The following is a 13,451-nucleotide window of genomic DNA, read 5'->3' on the forward strand; positions in this document are numbered from 1 at the left end:
ATCACCTGCGTGCCCGAGCCCGAGGACGACCTCACCACCTGGCTGCTCACCGATGCCGAGCGGGACAACCCGGCCTCGGCGCTGCCGCCGTGGACCGCCGGCAACCTGGCCGAGCCGCTGGTGCACGGCGCCGTGTACTTCGACCGGCTGGTCGACGCGGTGCGCGACCTCGAGTCCGGCGACCACCTGTTCTTCACCGACTGGCGCGGCGACCCCGACCAGTTGCTGCGCCCCGACGGGCCGACGGTCGACGAGCTGTTCTCCGACGCCGCCCGGCGCGGGGTGTGCGTGCGCGGGCTGGTGTGGCGGTCGCACTGGGACGGGTTGAGCTTCTCCAAGGAGGAGAACGCCTCGCTGGACCGGGAGCTCGAGGAGGACGGCGCGGTCGTCGTCCGGGACCAGCGCGTCCGGCGGGTGGGCAGCCACCACCAGAAGATCGTGGTCTGCCGGCACCCCGCCGACCCGTCGCGCGACGTCGCGTTCGCCGGCGGCATCGACCTGGGCCACACCCGTCGCGACGACGCCGAGCACCGCGGGGACCCCCAGCCGCAGTCGATGTCCTCGGCCTACGGCGACACCCCGCCCTGGCACGACGTCCAGCTGCAGCTGCGCGGCCCCGTGGTCGGGGTGCTGGACGACGCCTTCCGCGAGCGCTGGGACGACCCCACGAGCCCGGCGTCGGAGAACCCGGTCGCCTGGGTGCACGACAAGACCCTGCAGTGGCTGGGCCGCAACCAGATGGACCCCACCCCGTTGCCCGACCAGCCCGCGCCGCCCCCGCCGTGCGGTCCGCACGTGGTGCAGACGCTGCGCACCTACCCCAAGGTCTGGCCGGCCTTCGACTTCGCGCCCCAGGGTGAACGGTCCATCGCCCGGGGCTACACGAAGGCGCTGGAGCGGGCCCGCCGGCTGGTGTACCTGGAGGACCAGTACCTGTGGTCCTCCGACGTCGCCGACCACCTGGCCGCCTCGTTGCGCGAGCACCCCGGGCTGCAGCTGGTCGTCGTCGTCCCGCGGGTCCCCGACCAGGAGGGGGCGTTCTCCGAGCGGCCCCAGCAGCTGGGGCAGGCCCAGGCGATGGACCTGCTGCTGGGCGCGGCACCGGGCCGGGTGCACGTGTTCGACCTGGAGAACCACGAGGGGACCCCGGTCTACGTGCACGCCAAGGTGTGCGTGGTCGACGACGTGTGGGCCGAGGTCGGCAGCGACAACATGAACCGCCGCTCGTGGACCCACGACAGCGAACTGTCCAACGCCGTGCTGGACCCGACGCGCGACGACCGGGAGCCCCACGACCCCGCCGGCCTCGGCGACGGCGCACGCACCTTCGCCCGCGACCTGCGGCTGCAGCTGGCCCGCGAGCACCTGGACGCCGACGACGACACCGGCCTGGTCGACCCCGACGAGTTCGTCGCCGCCTGCGTGGCCAGCGCCGGGGCGCTGGACGCCTGGCACGCGGGCGACCGGGTGGGCCCCCGACCGCCGGGCCGGCTGCGGACCCACCGCCCCCGCCCGCTCACCCGGCTCGAGAAGATCTGGGCCACCCCGCTGTACCGGTTGGTGCACGACCCCGACGGCCGCCCCCTGCGACTCCGCCTGCGCCACACCTACTGATCCGCCGACGAGCTCGGGCCGTACCTCTTCCCCGACCAGCTCGTGCTCTGCGCACCCCCAGTGCGCAGACCGTTCTGCGCACCCGGGAGGTGCAGAACGGTCTGCTCACCCAGGAGGTGCAGAACGGTCTGCTCACGCAAGGGGTGCAGAGCACGAGCTCGCTCGGGTGGACATGGTCGGTCCCGATGAGCACCGCGCCCGGGTCGACGTCGGCTGTCCACAACCCGGGTCGCGATCCACAGATCGTCCGGGCCGCTGGATGCATGCCGCTGCAGCCGGGATCGTCGGACCCGTGCCCGGTGCGGAGACAGCCACCCCGACGTCGGGGCAGCCCAGTTTCGACCTGCCCGGCACGGTGCGCCGCATCCGACGACGGGCGCGCCTGTCCCAGCGGCAGCTCGCCACCGTCACCGGCCTCTCCGCCTCCACCGTGGCGCAGGTCGAGGCCGGGCACCGGTCCCTGTCCGCCACCCACCTCGCCGCGCTCGCCGACGTCGCAGGCCTGCGGCTGGTGCTGGTCGACACCGCGGACTCGGTCGTGCCGCCCATGCGCAGTGCCAGCGTCCGGGACGAGGGTGGGCGCCGGTACCCGGCCCACTACGACGTCCGGCACGGCGACGAGGGCTGGTGGTACCTGCCGCACCGCTCGGACCGGCCGGTCCCGTGGTTCACCTTCGACCGGCGTCCGGACGTCGCCCTGCAGGACGACGACCACCCCGCTCCCTCGGCGGACGACAACCCCCGGGTGCGGCGCGCGCAGCGCGAGCACGTCGAGCGCGTCGCACGAGCAGCCCGGCAACGCTGGGCCCGCGTGGACCGCACGCTCCGCCAGCTGACCGGTGAGCTCGCACCCGAACCCGAGGTCCAGGACCTGTGCGAGTGCCCGCCCGGGTGCGAGGCCCTGCTCGTCGGCGACGACCCGGCAGGCCAGCTCGACCCGCACGTCGCGGGGTGTCCCTGCCGTTGCGACGTCCACTGACGGAGCCCTACAACCGGTTGCAGGAAGAAACCGCAGGTCAGGAGCTTGGTTCGAGATGCGCGGGGGGCGATGGAGCCGCACCATGTCTGTATGACGACTACGGGCCCCCGCGCCGCCCGGTGAGTCTTCTCGTCGCCCTGGCGGCGCTCGGCGGCCTCGCCGCCGGCGCTCCGTTGCTGACCCGCGCGCTCGGGCGCAACGCCGGGTACGTCCTCGCCGCCGGGTTCCTCGGCGTCGCCTGCCTGCTCGCCGCTCACACCCCGACCGTGCTGGACGACCGCACCGTCGACTGGTCGGCCGACTGGATCCCCTCCCTCGGGGTCTCCCTGGCACTGCGGCTGGACGGCGTCTCGCTGGTGTTCAGCCTCGTCGCGCTGGTCGTCGGCGCCCTGGTGATGGCCTACTGCTGCCGCTACCTCGGCGACGCGAGCGCCCGCGGCCCGGTCTACCCGCTGCTCGCCCTCTTCGCCGCCGCGATGGTCGGGCTGGTGCTGGCCGACGACCTCGTGCTGCTCTACGTGTTCTGGGAGATCACCACCCTGTGCTCCTTCGCCCTGGTCTCCACCGCGGGCGCGAAGGCGGCCGGTCCCGGACGGCACGCACTGGTGGTCACCGTCGTCGGCGGGTTGGCGCTGCTGGTCGCCGTCGTCCTGCTGACCCTGGCCACGGGCACCACCCGGCTCTCGGCCGTCCTGGCCGACCCGGCGTCGGTCCTGGACAGCCCGTACGCGCTCCCGATCGCTGCGTGCGTGGCACTGGCCGCGTTCACCAAGAGCGCGCAATTCCCCTTCCAGTCCTGGCTCCCCGGGGCGATGGTCGCGATGACCCCGGTCAGCGCCTACCTGCACGCCGCCACGATGGTGAAGGCCGGCATCTACCTGCTGGTCCGGATGAGCCCGTTGTTCGCCGGGCAGACCGCGTGGTCGGCCGTGCTGATCACCGTCGGGCTGACCACCGCCCTGCTCGGCGCGGTGCAGGCGCTGCGCGAGCACGACCTGAAGGCGATGCTGGCGCGCTCGACGGTCAGCCAGCTCGGCCTGCTGGTCGCGGTCATCGGCGTCGGCACCTCGACCGCCCTGGCCGCCGCGCTGCTGCACACCATGGCGCACGCCCTGTTCAAGGCCACGCTGTTCATGCTGGTCGGGATCGTCGACAAGGAGACCGGCAGCCGCGACATCCGCGAGCTGTCGGGCCTGCGCAAGGTCATGCCCTGGACGGCGGCGGCCACCGCGGTCGCGGCTCTGTCCATGGCCGGCGTGCCACCGATGCTCGGGTTCGTCAGCAAGGAGTACCTGTTCATGGGTCTCCTCTCGGCCGACGTCACGCCCTGGGCCGGTCCGGTCGCCGGGGCCGTGGCCGTCACCGCGTCGGCGCTGACCTTCGCCTACGGCGCCCGCATCGTCTGGGGCGCCTTCGGCGGGCCGGTCGAGCAGCCCGAGCTGTACGAGCCGGCGCCGGCCTTCCTCGCCCCGGCAGCCGTCGCCGCCGTGGTCGGGGTCCTGGCCGGGCCCGCCGTCTCGCTGCTCGACCCGGTGATCGACAGCGCCACCACCGACGCCCTGCCCGGTTCCACCCCGCCCTCTATCTACGCCTGGCACGGCCTCAGCCCCGAGCTGGCCATGTCGGCGACCACCGTCGCCGTCGGGCTCGTGCTGTTCTGGCAGCGCGACCGGGTCGACGCCGCCTTGCAGCGGCTCCGGTTCCCCGACGGCCCGGCCCTGTTCACCCGCGGCCACGACGCGCTGCTGGCGTTCGGCGGCCGGGTCGGCGCCCCCGACCGGTCCCCGTCGCTGGCTGCGCACCTGGCCCGGCCGTTGCTGGCCGTCGTCGCGCTGGGAGTCGTCGGGCTCCTGACCGTCGGGCCGGTGCCCGCCCGGGTCGACGCCGGCGACCCCGGGCGCTGGCTGGTCGTCGCGCTGCTGGGCGCCGCCGTGCTGGGCACCGCACTGGCCACCCGCACCGTCGCCCTGGTCGCCCTGGTCGGGGTGGCCGGGCTGTTCGTGTCGCTGTGGCTGCTGCTGTCGGGCTCGTTGGACGTCGCGATCACGCTGCTGCTGGTCGAGGTGCTCACCGCCGTCGTGCTGGTGCTCGTGCTGCGGGACCGTCCGCTGCGGTTGCCCGCGCCCGGGCCCCGGCGGCTGCCCACCGCCGTCCTGGCCGTCGCGGTGGGCCTGGTCGCCGCGGGTGCCACCGCGGCGCTGACCGGGCGCCGCGAGCTGTCCGCGGCCGGCACCTTCTTCCTCGACCGCGCCGAGGAGCTCACCGGCGGCACCAACGTGGTGAACACCGTGCTGGTCGACTTCCGCGGCCTGGACACGCTGCTGGAGTCGGTCGTCGTCGGCGTCGCCGCCCTCGGCCTCCTGCTGCTGGGCACCGCGACCGTGCCGCACCCCACCGACACCGACGACGTCCTGCTGCGCGTGGGCACCCACCTGCTGGCCCCGGGGATGCTGCTGCTGTCGGCCTGGTTGCTGTGGCGCGGCCACGACGAGCCCGGTGGCGGGTTCATCTCCGCGCTGGTCGCCGGCATCGCGGTGGCGCTGCGCCAGCTGGCCTCGGGCACGGTGCCCACCCGCGCGTGGCTGCAGCCAGGGCCGCTGCTGGGGGTGGGCGCAGTGCTGTCCGTGGGTGTCGGGCTCGCCCCGCTGCTCGTCGGCGACGCTCTGCTCACCCCCTTCCACCTCGTCCCCTTCCTCAGCTCGGCGCTGGTGTTCGACCTCGGGGTGTGGCTCATGGTGCTGGCGCTGGTGGTCGCCGTCGTCCAGGCGTTGGGCGCCCGGCCCGAGCACGAGCAGGTGGCCGCGTGACCGCCGCGGTGGCGGTCGGCCTGCTGGTGGCCGGCGGCTCGTACCTGGTGCTGCAGCGCGGCCTGCTGCGCGTCGTCCTCGGGTTCGTGCTGCTCGGGCACGCGATGGTCGTGCTCGTGCTGGCCGCCGGCGGTGATCGCGGCGGGTTCGCGCTGCCCGGCAACGGCGGCGGCGAGCCCGCCGACCCGCTCCCCCAGGCCTTCGTGCTCACCGCGGTGGTCATCGCCTTCGCCGTCACCGTCTACCTGCTGGGCCTGCTGCGCGCCGGCTCCGAGGAGCCCAGCCCGGCCGACGACGATGCGCGGGGCCCGTCGTGAACGCGCTGGTCATCGCGCCGATCGCGCTGCCGCTGGTGGCCGCTGCGGTGCTGCTTCTGGCACCCCGGTCGACCACGCTGGCCCGGGTGGTGGGCATCGGCGCCACCGCGCTGGTGGTGCTGGCCGCCGCGGTGCTGCTGGCCCGCACGCTGACCGGCGAGGTGCCGGTGGTGCAGGTCGGCGGCTGGCCGGCGGGCATCGCGATCGTCCTGGCGCTGGACGCCTTCGGCGCGCTGGTCCTGCTGCTCACCGCCGCGGTCACCCTGCTCGGGCTGGTCTACGCCATCGGCACCGGCGAGGACCGCGAGCGCACCTTCACCCCGCTGGTGCTGGTCATGTCCGCCGGCGTCTCCGGGGCGCTGTCCACCGCCGACCTGTTCAACCTCTTCGTCTTCGTCGAGGTCGTGCTCATCCCCAGCTACGTGCTGCTCACCCTGGCCCCCCGGCGGCAGCGCATCGCCGGCGCCCGGCTGTACGTGGGCGTGAACCTGCTGGCCTCCACGCTGTTCCTGGGCGGGATCGGGCTGCTCTACGGGGTGACCGGCACCGTGCAGCTGGGCCAGCTGGCCGGGGTGGCCACGGCCAGCGCCCCCGCCGCGCTGGCCGCGACCCTGCTGCTGGTGGCGATGGGCATCAAGTCCGCCGTCGTCCCGCTGCACTCCTGGCTGCCCGGCTCGTACTCGGTCGCAGGTCCCGCGGTCACCGTGCTGTTCTCCGGCCTGCTCACCAAGATCGGCCTGTACGCCCTGTTCCGGCTGTACTCGGTGCTCTTCGACGGCGACCCGCGGTTCCTGTGGGTGCTGCTCGTCGTCGCCGTCCTCACGATGGTGGTCGGGGTGCTGTCGGCTGTGGGCGCCACGGCCGTCCGCCCGGTGCTCACCGCCCACATGGTCAGCCAGATCGGCTACGTGCTGGTCGGGCTGGGCCTGTCGACAGCGGCCGGGCTGGGTGCCGCGACCTTCTTCCTGGTGCAGTACGTGCTGGTCAAGGCCGCGCTGTTCATGGTCGGCGGCGCGGTCGAGGTGCGGTACGGCACCGACGTGCTCGCCCGGGTCGGCGGCGGGCTGGTGCACCGCGAGCGCTGGCTGGCCGTGGCGTTCGCCGGGTCCGCGCTGGCACTGGTCGGCATCCCGCCGACGTCGGGGTTCGTCGCGAAGCTGCAGCTGGCCACCGCCGCGGCCGCCGACGGCCCGTGGTGGGTGCTGGTGGCCGTCGTCGCGGTCAGCGCGGTGACCATGGTGTCGATGCTCAAGCTCTGGAACGGCGTCTTCTGGGGCGAGCCGTCGTCGCTGCCCGCCCCGGCGCGCGGCGCGTCGGCCACCCTGGTCGGCCCGCCGCTGCTGCTGGCCGCCGTCGCCCTCGTGCTGGGCATCTGGGCCGAGCCGCTGCTGGCCGCCAGCACGATCGCCGGGCAGCAGCTCGCCGACCCGTCGGCCTGGGTCGCGGCGGTGACCCGGTGAGCCGCCTGCGCGCCGTCGTGTCGTTCGCCGCCTGGTACGTCGGCCAGTTCCTGGTCGCCAACGTGCGGGTGGCCGGGCACGTGCTGCGCCCCCGCCTGGCCCACCGGCCGGTCGTGGTCCGCTACGAGCTGCGCGGCCGCACCGACGTCGAGGTGGCCAGCTTCATCGCCCTGGTCAGCCTGACCCCCGGCACGCTGGTCGTCGACCGTGCCGAGGGCGTGGTCACCGTGCACGCCGTGCACGCCCTGGACTGCGACCGCGAGCTGGCCGCGATGCGCGACCTGGAGGACCGGATGCTCGCGGCGTTCGGCCCCAGGGGGAGGACCACGTGATCACCCAGGACGTCGTGCTCGACGTCGCCCTCGTGCTGCTCGCCCTGAGCCTGGTGGTCGCCGCCGTGCGCGCAGTGGTCGGCCCGACCGACGCCGACCGCGTGCTGGCCGTCGACTTCGGGTTCCTCGTCACGCTGTGCGCGGTGGCCCTGCTGTCGGTCCGCCTGGACACCCCGGCGCTGCTGGACCTCGTCCTGATCGGCACCCTGGTCGGCTTCCTGGCCACGGTCGCGCTGGCCCGACTGGTCGCGAGGCGGTCGCGGTGACCCTGCAGACGGTGGTCGGCGACGTCCTGCTGATGCTGGGCGTGGTGCTGATGGCGGTGGCCGCGGTCGGGCTGGTGCGCATGCCCGACGTCTACAACCGCACCAACGCGGTGGCCAAGGCCGGTGGGCTGGGTCTGGTGCTGGTGCTGCTCGGCGTCGTCGTGCTGGACCCCGGACCGACGGCGGTGGTCGTGCTGCTGCTGGCGGTGGTGCTCCAGCTGTTCACCGTGCCCATCGCCGGCTTCGAGATCGGCCAGGCCGCGCGGATCTCCGGCGCCCCGATGACCCCGGGCACCCGCACGTCACCCGGCGCGGACCTCCCGGACGGCGAACCCGGCCGCGGCGACGACGGTGACCGGTAGGCAGAACCACAGCAGGACGGCGCTGAAGGGCCCCAGCGCGTCGTGGTCGGCGGAGTCCAGCACGAGGTAGGCCGTGTAGGCGACGAACCAGGCCAGCAGCACCGCCCCCTCGGGCCGGCTGACCCGCGAGCCGGTGTACAGCACCACGCCCAGCGCCACGGTCGCCGCGATCATCACCGGGACGTCGAACCGCACCGCCGCCGGGTCGACCGCGATGCCCGCGGGCAGCAGCAGCGCCGGGACGCCCAGCACCATGCCGATGTTGGCCACGTTGCTGCCCACCACGTTGCCCACCGCGAGCTGGGTGTCGCCCTTGGCCGCGGCGATGACCGCGGTGGTGATCTCGGGCAGCGCGGTGCCGACCGACACCACGGTGAGCCCGATGACCAGGTCGGACAGGCCCAGGGACGACGCGATCGTGCTGGCCGAGTCGACCAGCCGGTTCGCCCCCAGCACCAGCAGGGCCACCCCGACCAGCAGGAGCGCGCCGTCCCGCAGCGGCCTCGGGTCCCCGGTCGGTGCGGCGCCGTCCCCGGCCTCGGCCCGTCGTCCGCGCACCACCGCCACGGCCAGGTAGCCGACCAGGGCCAGGGTGAGCAGGGCGCCGTCCCACCGGCCGAGGCCGCCGTCCAGCCCGAGGACGAGCAGGGCGGCCGCGAGCACCAGCGCGACCGGGAGGTCGAAGCGCAGCAGCGCCCGGTCCCCGGTCTGCGGACGGACCAGCGCGGCCACGCCGAGCACCAGCAGGATGTTCACGGTGTTGCTGCCCACCGCGTTGCCGACCGCCAGCCCCGGCGACCCCGACAGCGTGGCGTCGAACGAGACGGCGAGCTCGGGTGCGCTGGTCGCGGTGGCCACCACGGTCGCCCCGACCACCAGCGGCGAGAGGCCGGCGGCGCGGCCCAGACCGGTGGCCCCGCGGACCAGCAGCTCGCCGCCGACGACCAGCAGCACCAGGCCCGCCACCAGCCAGAACACCGTCATCCGCGGATGGTCGCACCCGACCGGGCGGTCCGCTGCTACGGTGTCTGCGTGCGCGGCAGCCTCCTTCTTCTCCGCCGCGGCGAGGCCCTCTCCTAGGTCGGCTCCCTCGCCGCGGTGTTCGCGCGTGTCCACCCCGCGCTGCCGGACCGCACACCTCGGCACACCAGGAGAGCCACCCCCATGAGCACCCACCCGCACGCCCGCAACGCCCAGCAGCCCTCGGCGATGCCGACCGGCAAGTACGCGCCGTTCGCCGCGATCGACCTGCCCGACCGCACCTGGCCCGCCCGCACGACGACGGTGGCCCCCCGCTGGTGCGCGGTCGACCTGCGCGACGGCAACCAGGCGCTGATCGACCCGATGACCCCCGACCGCAAGCGGCGCATGTTCGAGCTGCTGGTGCAGATGGGCTACAAGGAGATCGAGGTCGGCTTCCCGGCCGCCAGCCAGACCGACTACGACTTCGTGCGCCAGCTGATCGACGAGGACCTGATCCCCGGCGACGTCACCATCCAGGTGCTCACCCAGGCCCGCGACGAGCTGATCGAGCGCACCTTCGAGTCCCTGGTGGGCGCGAAGCAGGCGATCGTGCACCTGTACAACTCGACCTCCACGCTGCAGCGCCGGGTCGTGTTCAACAGCGACAAGGCCGGGATCGTCGACATCGCCGTCCACGGCGCGCGGCTGGTGCGCAAGCTGGCCGAGGGCATGGACGGGACCGAGATCCGCTACGAGTACTCCCCCGAGTCGTTCACCGGCACCGAGCTGGAGTTCGCCGTCGAGATCTGCAACGCGGTCACCGACGTCTGGGAGCCGACCCCGGACAACCCGACCATCCTGAACCTGCCGGCCACCGTCGAGATGGCCGAGCCGACGGTCTACGCCGACCAGATCGAGTGGATGCACCGCAACCTGGGCCGGCGCGACTCCGTCGTCCTCTCGCTGCACCCGCACAACGACCGGGGCACCGCGGTGGCCGCGGCCGAGCTGGGCTACCGGGCCGGCGCCGACCGCATCGAGGGCTGCCTGTTCGGCAACGGCGAGCGCACCGGCAACGTCGACCTGGTGACCCTGGGCCTGAACCTGTTCAGCCAGGGCATCGACCCGCAGATCGACTTCTCCGACATCGACGAGATCCGCCGCACGGTCGAGTACTGCAACCAGATCGGCGTCCACGAGCGGCACCCCTACGGTGGCGACCTGGTCTACACCGCGTTCTCCGGCTCGCACCAGGACGCCATCAACAAGGGCTTCGCGGTGATGAAGGCCGACGCCGCGGCCGCCGGGGTCGGCGTCGACGACATCCCGTGGGCCGTGCCGTACCTGCCCATCGACCCCAAGGACGTCGGCCGCAGCTACGAGGCCGTGATCCGGGTGAACAGCCAGTCCGGCAAGGGCGGCGTCGCCTACATCATGAAGACCGAGAACCAGCTGGACCTGCCGCGCCGGCTGCAGATCGAGTTCTCCGCCGTCGTCCAGCGGCACACCGAGGACGAGGGCGGCGAGGTCACCGCCGAGCAGATGTGGACGGCGTTCTCCTCGGAGTACCTGCCCGACCCGCACGCCCCCTGGGGCCGGCTGTCGCTGACGGGGCACCGGCACTCCGCCGACGGCTCGGGCACCGACACCATGACCGTCGAGCTCACCGACGACGGCGTCCCGGTGACGTTGACCGGCCGCGGCAACGGCCCGATCGCGGCGTTCGTCGACGCGCTCAAGGCCTTGGACGTCGACGTGCGGGTGCTGGACTACGCCGAGCACGCCCTGTCCTCCGGCGGCGACGCCAAGGCCGCGGCCTACGTCGAGTGCGCCGTGGGCGAGCGGGTGCTGTGGGGCGTGGGCGTCGACCCGAACATCGTGAGCGCGTCCCTGCGCGCCGTCGTGAGCGCCGTCAACCGCGCCCTGCGCTGACCGCCGGGCCCGGCCGCGGGCCGGTTCACCTGGGCGGGTGAACCGGCGCGCCGGGGCGGCCTGCCGGTTTGACATCGATCGAACACGTGTTCGATCCTTGTCCGGTGACCGCGCTCCCGCCCGACCTCGCCGAGCGGCTGGCCGCCGCCCGGTCGGCGGTCGCCGCGGTCGACAGCCGGTTCGGCAGCACCACGCCCCGGCGCCCGCTGGAGACGGTGCCGGGGCTGGCTCCGCTGCTGCCCGGCGGGGCCCTGCACACCGGGGCGGTCTACTCGGTGCTCGGCTCGGTCGCGCTGGCCACGGCGCTGCTGGCCGGGCCCTCGGCGGCCGGTGAGTGGTGCGGCGTCGTCGGGGTGCCCGGCTTCGGCGCCGAGGCCGCCGCGGGCATGGGCGTCGACCTCGCGCGCACCGTGCTGGTGCCCGACCCCGGCACCGACCCGGTGGGCATCGTCGACGCGCTGGTGGGGGCGCTCACCGTCGTCCTGGTCGGGCTGCCCCGCCGGGTCGCCCCGGGCGAGGCGAGCCGGCTGACCGCCCGGCTGCGCCAGCGCGGCGCGGCACTCGTGGTGCACGCCCCCCACGGTGCCCACGGTGCCTCGGCCTGGCCGCAGACCGAGGCCCAGCTGACCGTCACCGGCAGCGAGTGGCGGGGGCTGGGTGAGGGGCACGGCCACCTCACCGGGCGCATCGCGGCGGTCGCGGTGCAGGGCCGCCGCGCGGGCCGGGCCCAGCACACCCGGATGTGGCTGCCCGACGCCGAGGGCCGGGTGCGCCCCGCCCTCGAGCCGGCGGCCCCGCAGACCAGCACCCCGTCGACCACACCGCTCACCAGGGTCGCCGGGTGAGCCGGTCCCCGAACCGGACGATCGTGCTGTGGTGCCCCGACTGGCCGGTCACCGCCGCCGTGCGGGTCGCCGACTGCCCGGCCGGCCCGCCCGCCGCCGTCGTCGAGCGCGGGCGGGTGGTCGCGCTGTCCCCCGCCGCGCACGCCGCCGGGGTGCTCGCTGGGCTGCGGGTCCGCGAGGCGCAGGCGCGCTGCCCCGAGCTCGTCGTCGTCCCGGCCGACCAGCGCCGCGACGCCCGCGCGTTCGAGCCGGTGCTGCGCGCGGTCGAGGCGGTGGCCCCGGGCGTGCAGGTGCTGCGGCCGGGCACCTGCGCGGTCCCGGCCCGCGGCGCCAGCAGCTACCTGGGCGGTGAGGCGGCCGCCGCGGCGGTGCTGCTCGACGTGGTCGAGGGGCTGGGCATCGAGGGCGTGCGGGTGGGCATCGCCGACGGCCCGTTCAGCGCCGAGCACGCCGCCCGCACCGCCCCCGCGGTGCCCGGCACCCGGGTGGTGCCCGTCGGTGGCGACCGGGCCTTCCTGGCCGACCTGCCGGTCGAGGTGCTGGCCCCGGTGCTCGAGCCCGACGCCCCCGACCTGCTCCGCCGCATGGGGCTGCGCACCGCCGGGGCGTTCGCGGCGCTCGAGCTCACCGACGTCCTGGCCCGGTTCGGTGCCGACGGTGGCCGTGCGCACCGGCTGGCCCGGGGCGAGGACCAACGCGCCGCCGCCGGTCGCGCCCCGCTGCCCGAGCTGGGCCGCACCGTCGACCTGGACCCCCCGCTCGACCGCGCCGAGCAGGTGGTGGCCACGCTGGGCCCCACCGCCGAGGACTTCGTCGCCGGCCTGACCGGCCAGGTGCTGGTGTGCACCGGGCTGCGGGTGGAGATCGAGGACGACCGCGACGGCCTCGTCGTCCGCCGCTGGCTGCACCCCCGCTTCTTCACCGCCGCCGACGTGCTCGACCGGGTCCAGTGGCAACTGGCCGCCGGCGGGCTGACCGGGCCGGTGGCCCGGGTCGACCTGGTGCCCGAGGACGTCGAGCCGCAGGGCGCGCACGCCGAGGGCCTGTGGGGCGGGGCGCCGCACGAGCAGGTGCACCAGGCGCTCACCCGCGTGCAGAGCCGGCTGGGCCACCGCGCCGTCGGCACCACGGTGATCGGCGGCGGCCGCGGCCCGGCCGACCGCATGACCTTCGTCCCCTGGGGCGACCGCCCGGTGCCCGCCCGCCCCGGCGAGCCGCCGTGGCCCGGGCAGCTGCCGCCGCCGCTGCCGGCCACCGTGCTCCCCCGCCCCGGACCGGCCGGGGTGCTGGGGCCGGGCGGGTCACCCGCCGTCCTGTCCGACCGCGGGGTGCTGTCGGTGCCCCCGGTGCGGTTCCGGGTGGACGACGACGCCCGGCCGGTCGCGGGCTGGCCGGTGGGCTGGCAGCCGGTGCAGGCGTGGGCCGGGCCGTGGCCGGTCGACGAGCGCTGGTGGACCGACGACGCCCCCGGGCAGCTGGCCCGCTTCCAGGTGGTCGGCGTCGACGGCAGCGCCTGGTTGCTGCTGGTCGGCGGCGGGCGCTGGTGGGTCGAGGCCAGCTATGACTGAAGGAGC

General features: G+C 75.0%; 12 protein-coding genes. 11 read left to right on the forward strand and 1 reads right to left on the reverse strand.

Annotated elements, in window-relative coordinates; translation table 11 throughout:
• Window positions 1-9 precede the first annotated feature (9 nt).
• The 8 genes from BLP29_RS03470 to BLP29_RS03505 all read left to right on the forward strand — a co-directional run bounded on the left by BLP29_RS03470 (window position 10) and on the right by BLP29_RS03505 (window position 8,137).
• The gene (locus tag BLP29_RS03470) at window positions 10-1,614 is read left to right on the forward strand and encodes a phospholipase D family protein (RefSeq protein WP_092800780.1); all 1,605 of its coding nucleotides are present in this window, start codon (window positions 10-12) and stop codon (window positions 1,612-1,614) included.
• A gap of 292 nt (window positions 1,615-1,906) precedes the next feature.
• Window positions 1,907-2,593: a helix-turn-helix domain-containing protein gene (locus tag BLP29_RS03475; RefSeq protein WP_165839261.1), complete on the forward strand. Its 687-nt coding sequence runs from the start codon at window positions 1,907-1,909 to the stop codon at window positions 2,591-2,593.
• A 119-nt stretch (window positions 2,594-2,712) separates the two neighbouring features.
• Window positions 2,713-5,400 carry a hydrogen gas-evolving membrane-bound hydrogenase subunit E gene (mbhE, locus tag BLP29_RS03480; RefSeq protein WP_092799774.1) on the forward strand — a complete coding sequence of 896 codons (2,688 nt, stop codon included), beginning with the start codon at window positions 2,713-2,715 and terminating at the stop codon, window positions 5,398-5,400.
• Window positions 5,397-5,717, forward strand: a complete 321-nt coding sequence (locus BLP29_RS03485; protein WP_092799776.1) for a sodium:proton antiporter — start codon at window positions 5,397-5,399, stop codon at window positions 5,715-5,717. Before mbhE ends, BLP29_RS03485 begins: the two co-directional genes overlap by 4 nt.
• Window positions 5,714-7,177 (forward strand): proton-conducting transporter transmembrane domain-containing protein, encoded by a 1,464-nt coding sequence (locus BLP29_RS03490; protein WP_092799778.1) that lies wholly within the window; start codon window positions 5,714-5,716, stop codon window positions 7,175-7,177. Before BLP29_RS03485 ends, BLP29_RS03490 begins: the two co-directional genes overlap by 4 nt.
• Entirely contained in the window at window positions 7,174-7,509 is a 336-nt protein-coding gene (locus BLP29_RS20905) for a Na+/H+ antiporter subunit E (protein ID WP_165839262.1), read from the forward strand. Before BLP29_RS03490 ends, BLP29_RS20905 begins: the two co-directional genes overlap by 4 nt.
• On the forward strand, window positions 7,506-7,775 hold the full coding sequence (locus BLP29_RS03500) for an MrpF/PhaF family protein (RefSeq protein ID WP_243469663.1): 270 nt from the start codon (window positions 7,506-7,508) through the stop codon (window positions 7,773-7,775). Before BLP29_RS20905 ends, BLP29_RS03500 begins: the two co-directional genes overlap by 4 nt.
• Window positions 7,772-8,137, forward strand: coding sequence for a cation:proton antiporter (locus BLP29_RS03505; RefSeq protein ID WP_092799780.1), 366 nt, complete (start codon window positions 7,772-7,774; stop codon window positions 8,135-8,137). Before BLP29_RS03500 ends, BLP29_RS03505 begins: the two co-directional genes overlap by 4 nt.
• Here the strand turns inward: BLP29_RS03505 and BLP29_RS03510 are convergent.
• The gene (locus tag BLP29_RS03510; RefSeq protein WP_092799782.1) at window positions 8,078-9,121 is read right to left on the reverse strand and encodes a calcium/sodium antiporter; all 1,044 of its coding nucleotides are present in this window, start codon (window positions 9,119-9,121) and stop codon (window positions 8,078-8,080) included. The genes BLP29_RS03505 and BLP29_RS03510 overlap by 60 nt on opposite strands.
• A 180-nt stretch (window positions 9,122-9,301) precedes the next feature.
• On the opposite strand from BLP29_RS03510, the gene leuA reads away from it, so the two are divergent.
• The 3 genes from leuA to BLP29_RS03525 all read left to right on the forward strand — a co-directional run bounded on the left by leuA (window position 9,302) and on the right by BLP29_RS03525 (window position 13,445).
• Complete coding sequence (leuA, locus tag BLP29_RS03515) at window positions 9,302-11,032, forward strand: 2-isopropylmalate synthase (RefSeq protein ID WP_092799784.1); 1,731 nt, start codon at window positions 9,302-9,304, stop codon at window positions 11,030-11,032.
• Window positions 11,033-11,136: 104 nt separating this feature from the next.
• The gene (locus BLP29_RS03520; protein ID WP_092799786.1) at window positions 11,137-11,877 is read left to right on the forward strand and encodes a hypothetical protein; all 741 of its coding nucleotides are present in this window, start codon (window positions 11,137-11,139) and stop codon (window positions 11,875-11,877) included.
• On the forward strand, window positions 11,874-13,445 hold the full coding sequence (locus BLP29_RS03525; protein ID WP_092799788.1) for a DNA polymerase Y family protein: 1,572 nt from the start codon (window positions 11,874-11,876) through the stop codon (window positions 13,443-13,445). Before BLP29_RS03520 ends, BLP29_RS03525 begins: the two co-directional genes overlap by 4 nt.
• Window positions 13,446-13,451 lie beyond the last annotated feature (6 nt).

The sequence above is a fragment of the Klenkia marina genome (assembly GCF_900101025.1).
Classification (GTDB): domain Bacteria; phylum Actinomycetota; class Actinomycetes; order Mycobacteriales; family Geodermatophilaceae; genus Klenkia; species Klenkia marina.

What these genes read in the sequence shown, in the direction of transcription:
- BLP29_RS03510 (WP_092799782.1), bottom strand. Translation starts at nt 9,121, where the DNA reads ATGACGGTGTTCTGGCTGGTGGCGGGCCTGGTGCTGCTGGTCGTCGGC.
- leuA (WP_092799784.1), top strand. Translation starts at nt 9,302, where the DNA reads ATGAGCACCCACCCGCACGCCCGCAACGCCCAGCAGCCCTCGGCGATG.